Source organism: Pseudomonas sp. P1.31 (genome assembly GCF_001269815.1).
Taxonomy (GTDB): Bacteria; Pseudomonadota; Gammaproteobacteria; order Pseudomonadales; family Pseudomonadaceae; genus Aquipseudomonas; species Aquipseudomonas rustica.
Map to the genome: position 1 here is coordinate 1 of NZ_LHVN01000006.1, position 13,464 is coordinate 13,464.

Consider the following 13,464-nt stretch of genomic DNA (forward strand, 5'->3'; position numbering starts at 1 on the left):
GATCTTTTGATCTTGTTTTTTACAATCAAAAGATCGCAGCCTTCGGCAGCTCCTACAGGGGATCATCAATTACCAGGGAATGGTTTCACCCTTGTAATTGATGAAGTGATGCCCACCCTTGCCGGTGTACGCATTCACCTGATCAACCAACCCACGGGTGCTGGTTTCCACATCCAGATCCGCGCCTTCGCCACCCATGTCCGTCTTCACCCAACCCGGATGCAGCGACAACACGGTCATCTTCTGCTCGCCCAACTGCGTGATAAAACTGTTGGTCATCGAATTCAGCGCAGCCTTGCTCGCTTTGTACAACGCCAGCTCCGGCGCGTCCGGCACGGTCACGCTGCCCAGCCCGGAACTCATGAACGCCAGCACGCCGCTGCCGTCACGAATCTGCCCGACAAAACGCTGGGCCAGATTGATCGGTGCCACGGCGTTGGTGAAGAACAACTGACCGACTTCAGCCAATGTCGCGCCGCCCGGGGTCTGATCGACCGGGCCTTTGACCCCGGCGTTGACGAACAGCAGGTCGAAGGTTTCGCCTTTGAGCTGTTGGCTCAGGGCGATCACCGCTTGCTGATCGTCCATGTCGAGCTTCTCGATCCGCACCTTGCCTAATGCTTGAAGCGCATCGGCATTGGCAGGATTGCGCACGGTGGCGGTGACTTGCCAGCCATCAGCCAGCAGGGTTTTCACCAGACCGAGGCCCAGGCCCCGGGAGGCGCCGATGATCAGTGCGTTTTTTGCAGACATGAGGGGCTTCCTTGATGAATGAGGATCATGGATTCAATGGACAGGCCTGACCGAGCCGAAGTTGCAGCTCTTGCCGCAGCACGTCGAGTTCGCTCATGCGGGTTTCGATCAGTTGCAGTTTGTCGCGCAGCAACTGCGCCACGGCGTTGTCCGGATCGGGTGCGTTCCACAATGCCGCGACACTGTCACCGATCTCGCCGAGGGTAAATCCCAGGCGCTGCGCGGTTTTGATATAGAGCACCAGTTGCACCATCTCCGGTGGATAGTCGCGGTAACCATTGGCACTGCGCTGCGCCGCAATCAACCCGCGCTGCTCGTAGAAACGCAGGGTGTCACGGCTGACGGCGCTGGCTTGGGCTAATTCACCGATGCGCATGGCAACTCTCAAAAGGGCTATTGACCCTGGAGCATACTCCAGGCTTTACCGTGCTTGCTCCCTGAATTTCTGGAGCATGGATGATGTGGACTTCAACGCAGTATCGCCACGTGGTGCGCGGCAGTGCCTGGTATGACTTGATCGTCACGGCAGCATTTGCCACGCCGTGGAGTTTTGCGCTTGTGCACGGGTTGTTGAGTGCACTGGATTTGCCCGGCGAATTGCCGGCGTTTCAGCCTGTGCATATGTTGATGGCGAATCTGTTGGGGTCGGTGGTGTGCGTGTGGGCGGTGCTGCGGATTCGTGATCCGCAGGCGCTTTATGGACGGTATGACGCGGTGGCGCGGTTTTTGTTTGCGGCTTGGCAGGGGTATGCCTTGCTGCACGGTGCCAGTTCGATTTTGCTGGTTTTTCTCGTTTTCGAACTGGCGTGGGGCGTTGCTCAAGTGCTGCCTGTGCGGACGCCTTCGCGAGCAAGCTCGCTCCCACAGGGGATCTGAGTGAACTCGGTCAACTGTGGGAGCGAGCTTGCTCGCGAAGAGGCCAGTAAATTCACCTCTTAATGCCCGGCCTGCCAAGGTTGCCCCAACGAAACCGGTGCATACAATCTTGTACGCACCGCATCCCGCGACAACAGCACCAACACCAAAATCGTCGCCACATACGGCAGCATCGCCAGCAAACTCGACGGAATCGCCAGCCCCAACCCCTGCGCGACCAAATGCAGGATGCTGGCGAGCCCAAACAAATACGCCCCGAGCAACAACCGCCACACTCGCCAACTAGCAAACACCACCAGCGCCAGCGCGATCCAGCCACGCCCGGCGGTCATGTTTTCCGCCCACATCGGCGTATACGCCAGCGACAAATAAGCCCCGGCCAACCCGGCCATCGCTCCACCAAACAGCACCGCTAGAGTACGCACGGTCAACACCGGCAAGCCCATCGCACTGGCCGCATCCGGGTTCTCGCCCACGGCTTGAATGATCAACCCGACACGACTTTTGATGATCACCCACGCCACCAGCGCAAACAGCGCGAACGACAGATACACCAGCAAATCCTGCGCAAACAGCATCCGCCCGATCAGCGGAATCTCACTCAGATAAGGAATCGCCAACGGCTCAAAACCGGCCAGTGGTTTCCCGACCCAGGCCGCGCCGACAAAGGTCGACAGCCCGACACCAAAAATCGTCAGCGCCAACCCGGTCGCCACCTGATTGGCATTGAACACCAGCGCCACCAGCGCAAACAGTGACGACAACAACATCCCGGCCAACATCGCCAGCAACACGCCAAGCCACAGGTTGCCGCTGTTCAGCGCGACGATAAAACCGATCACTGCGCCAAACAGCATCATCCCTTCCTGCCCGAGGTTGAGCACGCCGCTCTTCTCGCAGATCAGTTCACCCAGCGCCACCAGCAACAGCGGCGTCCCGCATCGCACCATGGCATAGAAAATATTGCTCAACAGATCGATATCCATCACAGCGCTCCAGCGGTTACGGCGGTGGTCGACGAGCGCTTCACCCAGCGCAGATTCAGGCGTGGCCGATAGAGGATCAGCACGTCACAGGCGAGCAGGAAAAACAGCATCATTCCCTGGAACAACTGGGTGATCGCCTGCGGCAGATTCATCGTCATTTGCGCGCTCTCGCCACCGATGTACAGCAGCGCCATCAACAGACTGGAGAACAGAATCCCGATCGGATTCAGTCGGCCAAGAAACGCCACGGTAATCGCCGCATAGCCATACCCCGGCGACACCTGCGGCACCAATTGGCCAATCGGCCCGGTGACTTCGCAGACACCGGCAAGCCCAGCCAAGCCGCCGCTGATCAACAGCGCGAGCCAGATCAAACGCTTCTCGCGAAAGCCGACAAACCCCGCCGCACGCTTGTCCAGCCCGAGCACTTTGATCTGGAAACCGACAAAGCTTTTCTGCAACAACACCCACACCGCGACCAGTGCGAGCAAGGCGAAATACACCCCGGCGTGCACGCGGCCATCCTCCATCAACAACGGCAAGCGGCTGGCGTCACCGAACATCGCCGATTCGGGAAAGTTGAATCCGGCCGGATCCTTCAGCGGCCCGTGCACGCAGAACAGCAGCAGGTTCAGCGCGATGTAATTGAGCATGATGCTGGTGAGAATTTCGTTGGCGTTGAAACGTGTGCGTAACCATGCCGTCAGCCCGGCCCACGCCGCGCCGGCGAGGGTGCCGGTGAGCAGAATCAACACCAGCGCCCAACGGCTTTGCATGTCGATGATGTTCACCGCCAAGGCACTGCCGGCGAGTGCGCCGAGGAGCAATTGCCCCTCAGCGCCGATGTTCCAGATCCGCGCCTGATACGCCACCGCCAGACCCAAAGCGCAGAGCAGAATCGGCAACGCTTTGACCAGCAATTCGGAGACGCCATACATATCGCTGACCGGTGCAATCAGCAGCGTGTGCAAGGTTTGCAGCGGGTCGTGGCCGAGGGCGATAAACAGCAGTGAGCCGCAGCCAAGCGTCAGCGCCGCCGCCAGTAACGGCGAGCACCACAGCATCACGCGCGATTGCTGGCCACGGGGTTCGAGGGAAAGCAGCATGAGTAAAGCTCCGTTAAACCGTGGCGGCGGAAGGTGGGTTGTCGAACTGGCCGGCCATCCAGCCGCCGACATCGCTGAGTTGCGTATCGGTGGTGTTGTGCAGCGCCGACAGGCGTCCGCCACACAAGGCGCCGAGGCGGTCGCTGATCTGGAACAGTTCGTCGAGGTCTTCGGAAATCACCAGAATCGCCGCACCGGCATCGCGCAACGCGATCAACGCACGGTGGATGGTCGCGCCGGCGCCGACGTCGACGCCCCAGGTCGGGTGCGCAGCGATCAGCAGTTTCGGTTGCTGAAGGATTTCGCGGCCGAGGATGAATTTCTGCAAGTTGCCGCCGGACAGGCTGCGCGCAGCGGTTTGCGTGTCCGGGGTTTTCACGCCGAAGCGCTGAATGATGTGCTGGGCGAGGGCTTCGACTTTGCCGCGTTCGATCAAACCGTGGCTGACCAAGCCTTGTTGGAACGCGGTGAGCAGAGCGTTATCGGCCAGACTCAATTCCGGCACCGCACCATGGCCGAGGCGCTCGGCGGGGACGAACGCCAGGCCCAATTTGCGTCGCGCGTCCGGGCGTAAATCAGCGACGTGTTGCTCGGCGAATCGAATGGTCGCGGCCTCCGCACGAGGCAAGGTCTGTTCGCCGCTGAGCAGGGCGAGCAACTCATCCTGGCCATTGCCCGCAACCCCGGCGATACCGACGATTTCACCGCTGCGTACCTGCACATCAATGTCAGTCAGCGAGCAACCAAACGGATCGGGGTTGTGCCAGCTCAAGCCCTTCACCTGCAAAAACGCCGCGCCGCCGCTGACTTTCGGATAGTCGCCAATCAACGCCGCCGCTTCGCCAACCATCAACTGCGCTAACTGCTGATCCGAGCATTCGGCCGGCACGCAATGCCCGGCCACGCGCCCGCCGCGCAGAACCGTCGCGCTGTGACACAGCGCGCGAACTTCGCCGAGCTTGTGGCTGATAAACAGAATGCTGCATCCCTCGGCGGCGAGACGGCGCAGGGTGATGAATAACTCGTCAGCCTCCTGCGGGGTCAGCACCGAGGTCGGTTCGTCGAGGATCAGCAGACGAATGTCCTGCATCAGGCAACGGATGATTTCCACGCGCTGGCGTTCGCCGATCGACAGGCTGTGGACAAGTCGCTCCGGCTCCAGCGCCATGCCATAACGGCGCGACACTTCGCGAATTTTCGGTTCCAGTTGTTTCGGCGTACCAGCCGCCGCGCCCATCGCCAGCGCGATGTTCTGCGCGACGCTGAGGGTTTCGAACAGCGAGAAGTGCTGGAACACCATACCGACGCCCAACTGCCGTGCCTGCGCTGGATTGCGAATGTTGACTCGCTGGCCCTGCCAAAGCATTTCCCCGGCGTCGGCCTGGGTGACGCCGTAGATGATCTTCATCAAGGTACTTTTGCCCGCACCGTTTTCCCCGAGCAGGGCGTGAATTTCTCCGGGCGCGATGCTCAGGTCAATGGCATCGTTGGCCAGACAACCGGGATAACGTTTGCTGATGTGGCGCAGTTGCAGGCGCGCAGGAATAGAAGCAATTGGCATGACAGGCTCGACTTGCTTGGAGTTGTGCCTGTGGATAAAGCAATTTCCTGGCCATTGAGTCAGGAACCCGAGCGGGCTGCGGGTGCGGGCGCTCGGCGCAGAGCATTGCGCTGAAAATCGGCGGGATTTGCAGCACCAAATCGGAGCAAAGGTGTTGATCGGGCTCTAGTTTTGCCCGGCGGCAACTGATCAAAAAACGAGCAAACCCTTGGGAGCTAGGCAGAACCTGCAACTGCGGCGGTCATGAACGGGTTATCCACAGGTTGCTCCACAGTTATTGTGCGCAAGCCGAAACGCCGGGCATAAGCACTGTGGTGCTTTCTTCTAATGGTGATAAACGCGGCTAACTGATTGTTTCTGCTTGGAAATTACATTTCGTCGGGCAAATTGAACGAAAAGTGAACAAACCGCGCAAAGCCACGTGACAGAAGGGTTACAGCGTTATGTGCTCAGGTTATCCACAGTCGGGTGCACAGTAGATGTGGGCAAGTTTGCGGAATATGAAATTTCGCATCCGCCCCAAAACATCGCAGCCTTCGGCAACTCCTACAGGGAAACGCATTTCAATTGTAGGAACTGCGGAACGCTGCGATCTTTTGACCTTGCTTCACCGCTGCAACAAAATCCGCCCACGACTCAAATCCGCCAACTGCCCCTGCAACACCGAAATCTGCGCCTCACCCACCGCCAACTTCAACTCAACCCCATTCGCCGTAAAATTCTCCTCAACAACCAACCCAGCCAAATCCGCCACCCGCAACTTCACCAAAGCCAACTCGGCAAACCCGCAAGCACAACTCAACGGCACCCGACTGATCAACTCAACCTTCGCCGCCGTCTGCAAACACTTGTTCGCCCCACCGCCATAGGCCCGGGCCAAACCACCAGTGCCGAGTTGAATCCCGCCGTACCAACGAATGACCAAAACCGCGACCTGATCGCAATCCTGCGCTTCAATCGCCGCCAGAATCGGGCGCCCCGCAGTACCGCCCGGTTCGCCATCGTCATTGCTGCGATATTGATCGCCGAGTTTCCACGCCCAGCAATTGTGCGAAGCGTTCAAATCGCTGTGCTGTTCAAAGAACGCCTGCGCATCAGCAGGACTGCCGATCGGTGTGGCGAAGGTGATAAAGCGGCTTTTGCGAATCTCTTCGCGGTACTCGCAAAAACCGCTGAGGGTGAAAGGCATAAACGTCTTATAGAGAAGGAGTGAGGCCGCAGCCTTTGAGAATGATGCGGATCAGGTTGTTGCCGGCGTCTTCCATGTCCTGCTTGGTCAGCTTGCTGCGACCGCTGACGCGACAGATCTGCGTGGCGAAGTCGGCGTAATGCTGGGTGCTGCCCCACAGCAGGAATATCAGATGCACCGGATCAACCGCGTCCATTTTGCCGGCATCGATCCACGCCTGAAACACTGCCGCGCGGCCAGTGAACCAGGCGCGGTAATCCTGATTGAAATATTCGGTCAGACATTCGCCGCCGCTGATCACTTCCATCGCAAAGATTCGCGAGGCTTGCGGCTGGCGCCGGGAGAACTCCATCTTGGCGCGGATGTAGCGGGTCAGCGCCTCGGCCGGATCGTCCTCGGCGGTGAGCGTATTGAAGGTGCTGTCCCACAGCTCGATGATGTTGCTCAGCACCGCCACGTACAAACCGAGTTTGTTGGTGAAGTAGTAATGCAGGTTCGCCTTGGGCAGCCCGGCATTCTGCGCGATGGTGTTCATGCTGGTGCCTTTGTACCCGTGACGGGCGAACTCGTCTTCGGCGGCTTTGAGGATGGTCTCTTCGTTCTTCTGACGAATGCGGCTGGCGGGTTTGCCGCCGTGGGCTGGGACTTCAAAGGTCATAGGCACTTCCGGGTTTGTCTGTGGGTGCAACCAGTTGCGTTGATAGCGCACCCACAGGCATCCGACAAGTCTTTGCGCGATAAAACCGTTACGCCTGTTCGATCTTGTTCAGCGGCGCGTGGGTTTCAGTGGCTTCGGTTTTCGACTCCGGCAGCAACAGGCACAGGATGATGGCGGTCAGGCCACCGCTGGTGATTGCCGAGTCGAACAGGTTTTGCACCAGTTTCGGCAGCAGGTGCAGCAGGTTCGGTTGTGCGGCGATGCCCAGACCAACGCCGAACGAAGTGGCGATGATCAACATGCTGCGCCGATCCAGCGACGACTGCGCGAGGATGCGCACGCCGGCCGCGGCCACCGCGCCGAACATCACCAGAGTCGCGCCGCCCAATACAGGTTTCGGAATCTGTTGCAGCACCGCGCCGATCATCGGGAACAGTCCGAGACAAAACAGGATCGCGCCGATGTACAGCCCGACGTAGCGGCTGGCGACGCCGGTCAACTGGATCACGCCGTTGTTCTGCGCAAACGTGGTGTTGGGGAAAGCGCTGAAGGTCGCGGCGATCATGCAGCTCACGCCATCACCGAGCACGCCACCGCGCAGGCGGCTTATATAAGATGGGCCGCTGATCGGCTGACGAGCGAGCATGCAATTGGCAGTGAGGTCGCCGACGGTTTCGATGGTGCTGATCAGATAAATCAGCGCGACCGGCAGGAAAGCTGTCCAGTCGAAGCTGAATCCGAACTTGAACGGCGTAGGAAAACTCACCAGCGGCAAGTCAGGCAATGGCTGCGGCACCAGTTTCCCACTGAACCACGCGGCCAGACTGCCGAGCACCAATCCGATGATGATCGCCGACAAGCGCACCCACGGCGTGTTCGAGCGGTTGAGCAGAATGATCGTCAGCAGCACGAACACGCCCAACGCCAGATTGCCCGGCGCACCGAAGTCCGGCGCATTGAAGCCGCCGCCGAGATCAGTGATGCCGACTTTGATCAGACTGATGCCGATCAGGGTGATAACGATCCCGGTCACCAGCGGGGTAACGACTCGACGCAATTGACCGATGAAACGGCTGAGGACGATCTGCACGATCGCGCCGAAGAAACACACACCGAAAATCATCGCCAGAATGTCTTCCGGGCTGCCGCCACGTTGCTTGACCAGAAACCCCGCCGACAGCACCGCACCGAGAAAGGCGAAACTGGTGCCTTGCAGACAGATCATCCCGGCGCCAATCCCGAACGGCCGCCGCGCCTGAATAAAGGTGCCGACGCCCGACACCATCAACGCCATGCTGATCAGGTACGGCAAATACGCGGTCAGGCCGAGGGCCGAACCAATCACCAATGGCGGGGTGATGATGCCGACGAAACTGGCGAGCACGTGTTGCAGCGCGGCAAGGGTGGCGGCGAGTGGTTTGGGGCGGTCGTTGAGGCCGTAGATCAGGTCGCTGGACGGTGCGGAATCTGGCTGCATGGCTTAAGGCTTCTTATCAAAGGAACGAAGTAATTCCCTCTCTGCAAAAACCTGTCCACTTGCTCAACTTTATCGGCAAATAACCCGCAAATGTAGGAGCTGCCGCAGGCTGCGATCTTTTGATCTTGCCTTCAACGCGTCGCCGCCAAACTCTCCAAAAAGCTCTCCAGCACCAAATGAGGGCGCCGCCCCTTGCGCGTGACCGATGCCAGACTCAAATCGTAAAACCGCGTCCCTGCTTTCAAGGCACGCAAACGCCCCTGCTGCACCCAAAGACTGGCGTAATGATCCGGCAAATACCCAATGTAACGCCCGGTCAAAATCAAAAACGCCATGCCCTCACGGTCAGAAGCACTGGCCGTGCAATTGAGCGCCTGGTAATGCGCCTGGATATCCGCCGGCAAACGAAACGTCGGCGCAATCGCGTCCTGGCTGTTCAGGCGCTCGTCATCCAGTTGCTTGTCATCGACATAAAACAACGGATGACCGACCGCGCAATAAAGCAGCGAACGTTCGCTATACAGCGGCTGATACTCCAAGCCCGACAAAGCACTGGCCTGCGGCACCACGCCGACATGCAGGCGGCCATCGAGCACACCTTGCTCGACTTCGTTCGGCGCAATCATGCGGATCTGAATCTGCACATCCGGCCCGCGTTCCTTCAACTGCGCGAGGGCGTGGGTGATGCGCATGTGGGGGAGGGTGACGAGGTTGTCGGTCAGGCCGATGATCAGTTCACCGCGCAAATGCTGGTGCAGGCCGTTGACCTCGGTGCGAAAACTTTCCAGCGCACTTAATAGTTGCAACGCCGATTGATACACCTCGCGACCTTCTTCGGTCAGCGAGAACCCGGCGCGACCACGCTGACACAGGCGCAAACCGAGGCGCTGCTCCAGATCGCTCATCTGCTGACTGATCGCCGAGCGACCGATGCCGAGCACGGTTTCCGCTGCCGAGAAGCCACCGCACTCCACCACGCTGCGAAAAATCCGTAGCAGGCGAATATCAAAGTCACTGACCTGGGCCAGCGGATCGGGGCGGCGGCTGCTCATCTTATTGTTCTCATTGTTTAGCAAAGTTCTAACTGAAGGTTAGAAGAGTTGGATTTCACCGACTTTATCGCCGTGGCAATTTAGCTGCAACAACGCTTTTTATCTCCCTGACGCTTATGCCCTGCGAGGTTTTGCCCGATGAACATGCCTGAAAACGCTCAGTCGCCACTGGCCAGCCAACTGAAGCTGGATGCGCACTGGATGCCGTACACCGCCAACCGTAACTTCCAGCGCGATCCGCGTTTGATCGTTGGCGCCGAAGGCAGCTGGCTGATCGACGACAAGGGCCGCCGGGTATACGACTCGCTGTCCGGTCTGTGGACCTGCGGCGCCGGTCACACCCGCAAGGAAATTCAGGAAGCGGTCTCCAAGCAATTGGGCACCCTCGATTACTCGCCGGGCTTTCAGTACGGTCACCCGCTGTCGTTCCAACTGGCCGAGAAAATCACCGAGCTGACCCCGGGCAATCTGAATCACGTGTTCTTCACCGACTCGGGTTCCGAATGCGCCGACACCGCGGTGAAAATGGTGCGTGCCTACTGGCGCCTGAAAGGTCAGGCGACCAAAACCAAAATGATCGGCCGGGCCCGTGGTTACCACGGCGTGAACATCGCCGGCACCAGCCTCGGCGGTGTCAATGGCAACCGCAAGCTGTTCGGTCAGGCGATGATGGACGTCGATCACCTGCCGCATACGCTGCTGGCGAGCAATGCGTTCTCCCGTGGCATGCCGGAGCAGGGCGGCATCGCTTTGGCCGATGAGCTGCTGAAGCTGATCGAACTGCACGATGCTTCGAACATCGCTGCGGTATTCGTTGAACCGATGGCCGGTTCCGCTGGCGTACTCGTGCCGCCACAGGGTTACCTGAAACGTCTGCGCGAGATCTGCGATCAGCACAACATCCTGCTGGTGTTCGACGAAGTGATCACCGGTTTCGGCCGTACCGGCAACATGTTCGGCGCGGATACCTTTGGTGTGACCCCGGATCTGATGTGCATCGCCAAGCAAGTCACCAACGGCGCGATCCCGATGGGCGCGGTGATTGCCAGCTCCGAGATCTATCAGACGTTCATGAATCAGCCGACCCCGGAGTACGCCGTGGAATTCCCGCACGGCTACACCTACTCGGCGCACCCGGTGGCTTGCGCTGCTGGCCTGGCGGCACTCGACCTGCTGCAAAAAGAAAACCTGGTGCAGAGCGTCGCTGAAGTCGCGCCGCATTTTGAAAACGCGCTGCATGGCCTGAAAGGCTCGAAGCATGTCATCGACATTCGTAACTTCGGTCTGGCCGGTGCGATCCAGATTGCCGGCCGTGACGGCGACGCCATCGTGCGTCCGTTCGAAGCGGGCATGGCTCTGTGGAAAGCCGGGTTCTACGTACGTTTCGGCGGCGACACCCTGCAGTTCGGCCCAACCTTCAACAGCAAGCCGCAAGACCTCGATCGTCTGTTCGACGCGGTCGGCGAAGTGCTGAACAAGCTCGACTGATTCCACGCAGAACCTGTGGGAGCCGAGCTTGCTCGCGAAGGCGTTCTGAAGAGCGCCAAAGACATCCGGCTCCCCCACAAAGCTACCTATATATAGAAGGCGCCCTTCAATGGGCGCCCGCTGAACAAAAAATCAGGAGTTTTCGATGAGCGTTATCCCGCATTTGATCAATGGCGAACTGGTGACCGAGAACGGTCGCGCGGTTGATGTGTTCAACCCGTCCACCGGTCAGGCTATCCACAAGCTGCCATTGGCCACCCGCGAAACCATCCAGAAAGCCATCGATGCCGCTAAGGCTGCGTTCCCTGCCTGGCGCAACACGCCACCGGCCAAACGTGCCCAGGTGATGTTCCGCTTCAAGCAACTGCTCGAGCAGAACGAAGCGCGCATCTCGCAACTGATCAGCGAAGAACACGGCAAGACCCTCGAAGACGCCGCCGGTGAACTGAAGCGCGGCATCGAGAACGTCGAATTCGCCTGCGCCGCCCCGGAAATCCTCAAGGGCGAGTACAGCCGCAACGTCGGCCCGAACATCGACGCATGGTCGGACTTCCAGCCGCTGGGCATCGTTGCCGGTATCACCCCGTTCAACTTCCCGGCCATGGTGCCGCTGTGGATGTACCCGCTGGCGATCGTCTGCGGCAACTGCTTCATCCTCAAGCCGTCCGAGCGCGACCCGAGCTCGACATTGCTGATCGCTCAGTTGCTGCTGGAAGCCGGTTTGCCGAAAGGCGTAATGAGCGTGGTGCACGGTGACAAGACTGCCGTCGACGCGTTGATCGAAGCGCCGGAAGTCAAAGCGCTGAGCTTCGTCGGTTCGACGCCGATTGCTGAGTACATCTACGCCGAAGGCACCAAGCGCGGCAAACGCGTGCAGGCACTGGGCGGCGCGAAGAACCATGCAGTACTGATGCCGGATGCCGATCTGGATAACGCGGTCAGCGCACTGATGGGCGCGGCGTACGGTTCGTGCGGCGAGCGTTGCATGGCGATTTCTGTTGCCGTGTGTGTTGGCGACCAGGTTGCGGATGCGCTGGTGGCGAAACTGGTGCCACAGATTCAGGCGCTGAAAATCGGTGCCGGCACTTCGTGCGGTCTGGACATGGGCCCACTGGTCACCGGTCAGGCGCGCGACAAGGTCAGCGGTTACGTTGATGACGGCGTGGCAGCGGGCGCGACTTTGGTGGTCGACGGTCGTGGTTTCAGCGTCGCTGGTCATGAAGAAGGCTTCTTCCTCGGTGGCTGCCTGTTCGACAACGTCACCCCGGAAATGCGCATCTATAAAGAAGAGATCTTCGGCCCGGTACTGTGCATCGTTCGCGTGAACAGCCTGGAAGAGGCCATGCAACTGATCAACGATCACGAATACGGTAACGGCACCTGCATCTTTACCCGTGACGGTGAAGCGGCGCGTCTGTTCTGTGACGAGATCGAAGTCGGCATGGTTGGCGTCAACGTGCCGCTGCCAGTACCGGTGGCTTACCACAGCTTCGGCGGCTGGAAGCGTTCGCTGTTTGGCGACCTCCACGCTTATGGCCCGGACGGCGTGCGCTTCTACACCCGTCGCAAAGCGATCACCCAGCGCTGGCCGCAGCGTGCGAGCCACGAGGCTTCGCAGTTCGCCTTCCCTAGCTTGTAAGTAGAAGGGTGGGGCAACGAAGGCCGACCCCTTGGGGTCGGCCTTCGTGTTTGCGGGCTTTTTTGACCAATGTGACAGAAATATGAAAATAGACGTTGACGGCAGATCCCAGACGTCTATAATTCGCCCCACTTCCGGCGCAGTCGAAACGGAAAACTCCTTGAGATTCAATGAGTTATGTAGGTTTCGGCAGCAAGTGCTTCAGTTCATCGAAGCCAAAAGGAAGTTGAAAAAGAGGTGTTGACAGCAGCGTGTAACGCTGTAGAATTCGCCTCCCGCTGACGAGAGATCTGAAGCGCAAGTGGTTGAAGTTGTTGAAGAATTCTTCGAAAACTTCTGAAAATAATCACTTGACAGCAAATGAGGCTGCTGTAGAATGCGCGCCTCGGTTGAGACGAAAGATCTTAACCAACCGCTCTTTAACAACTGAATCAAGCAATTCGTGTGGGTGCTTGTGGAGTCAGACTGATAGTCAACAAGATTATCAGCATCACAAGTTACTCCGCGAGAAATCAAAGATGTAACCAACGATTGCTGAGCCAAGTTTAGGGTTTCTTAAAAACCCAAAGATGTTTGAACTGAAGAGTTTGATCATGGCTCAGATTGAACGCTGGCGGCAGGCCTAACACATGCAAGTCGAGCGGATGAGAGGAGCTTGCTCCTTAATTCAGCGGCGGAC

Annotated in this window: 12 protein-coding genes and 1 rRNA gene; 4 read left to right on the forward strand and 9 right to left on the reverse strand. The window is 58.9% G+C overall.

The window, feature by feature from the left end; translation table 11 throughout:
* Window positions 1-69: 69 nt before the first annotated feature.
* Window positions 70-753, reverse strand: coding sequence for an SDR family oxidoreductase (locus tag AD669_RS03285; RefSeq protein ID WP_053116956.1), 684 nt, complete (start codon window positions 751-753; stop codon window positions 70-72).
* 25 nt (window positions 754-778) lie between these two features.
* Entirely contained in the window at window positions 779-1,129 is a 351-nt protein-coding gene (locus AD669_RS03290) for a MerR family transcriptional regulator (protein ID WP_053116957.1), read from the reverse strand.
* Between the two features lie 83 nt (window positions 1,130-1,212).
* Here AD669_RS03290 and AD669_RS03295 point away from each other — a divergent pair, with 83 nt between their 5' ends.
* The gene (locus AD669_RS03295) at window positions 1,213-1,629 is read left to right on the forward strand and encodes a hypothetical protein (RefSeq protein WP_053116965.1); all 417 of its coding nucleotides are present in this window, start codon (window positions 1,213-1,215) and stop codon (window positions 1,627-1,629) included.
* A gap of 59 nt (window positions 1,630-1,688) precedes the next feature.
* On the opposite strand, the gene AD669_RS03300 is transcribed toward AD669_RS03295, so the two are convergent.
* The 7 genes from AD669_RS03300 to AD669_RS03330 all read right to left on the reverse strand — a co-directional run bounded on the left by AD669_RS03300 (window position 1,689) and on the right by AD669_RS03330 (window position 9,658).
* Window positions 1,689-2,615 (reverse strand): ABC transporter permease, encoded by a 927-nt coding sequence (locus AD669_RS03300; RefSeq protein WP_008088667.1) that lies wholly within the window; start codon window positions 2,613-2,615, stop codon window positions 1,689-1,691.
* Window positions 2,615-3,721, reverse strand: coding sequence for an ABC transporter permease (locus AD669_RS03305; protein WP_053116958.1), 1,107 nt, complete (start codon window positions 3,719-3,721; stop codon window positions 2,615-2,617). Before AD669_RS03305 ends, AD669_RS03300 begins: the two co-directional genes overlap by 1 nt.
* A 13-nt stretch (window positions 3,722-3,734) precedes the next feature.
* Complete coding sequence (locus tag AD669_RS03310) at window positions 3,735-5,282, reverse strand: ABC transporter ATP-binding protein (RefSeq protein WP_053116959.1); 1,548 nt, start codon at window positions 5,280-5,282, stop codon at window positions 3,735-3,737.
* Window positions 5,283-5,889: 607 nt separating this feature from the next.
* Window positions 5,890-6,471 carry a YigZ family protein gene (locus AD669_RS03315; RefSeq protein WP_053116960.1) on the reverse strand — a complete coding sequence of 194 codons (582 nt, stop codon included), beginning with the start codon at window positions 6,469-6,471 and terminating at the stop codon, window positions 5,890-5,892.
* Window positions 6,472-6,478: 7 nt separating this feature from the next.
* Complete coding sequence (locus tag AD669_RS03320) at window positions 6,479-7,129, reverse strand: TetR/AcrR family transcriptional regulator (RefSeq protein WP_008088675.1); 651 nt, start codon at window positions 7,127-7,129, stop codon at window positions 6,479-6,481.
* An 88-nt stretch (window positions 7,130-7,217) separates the two neighbouring features.
* A complete protein-coding gene (locus AD669_RS03325) occupies window positions 7,218-8,606 on the reverse strand; it encodes a uracil-xanthine permease family protein (RefSeq protein ID WP_053116961.1) in 1,389 nt (462 codons plus the stop codon).
* Between the two features lie 131 nt (window positions 8,607-8,737).
* Entirely contained in the window at window positions 8,738-9,658 is a 921-nt protein-coding gene (locus AD669_RS03330; RefSeq protein ID WP_053116962.1) for a LysR family transcriptional regulator, read from the reverse strand.
* Between the two features lie 138 nt (window positions 9,659-9,796).
* Here AD669_RS03330 and AD669_RS03335 point away from each other — a divergent pair, with 138 nt between their 5' ends.
* The 3 genes from AD669_RS03335 to AD669_RS03350 form a co-directional block, all read left to right on the forward strand.
* A complete protein-coding gene (locus tag AD669_RS03335) occupies window positions 9,797-11,146 on the forward strand; it encodes an aspartate aminotransferase family protein (RefSeq protein WP_008088681.1) in 1,350 nt (449 codons plus the stop codon).
* 145 nt (window positions 11,147-11,291) lie between these two features.
* Window positions 11,292-12,785: a CoA-acylating methylmalonate-semialdehyde dehydrogenase gene (locus AD669_RS03340; RefSeq protein WP_053116963.1), complete on the forward strand. Its 1,494-nt coding sequence runs from the start codon at window positions 11,292-11,294 to the stop codon at window positions 12,783-12,785.
* A gap of 575 nt (window positions 12,786-13,360) precedes the next feature.
* A 16S ribosomal RNA gene (locus AD669_RS03350) occupies window positions 13,361-13,464 on the forward strand; the annotation flags it as partial.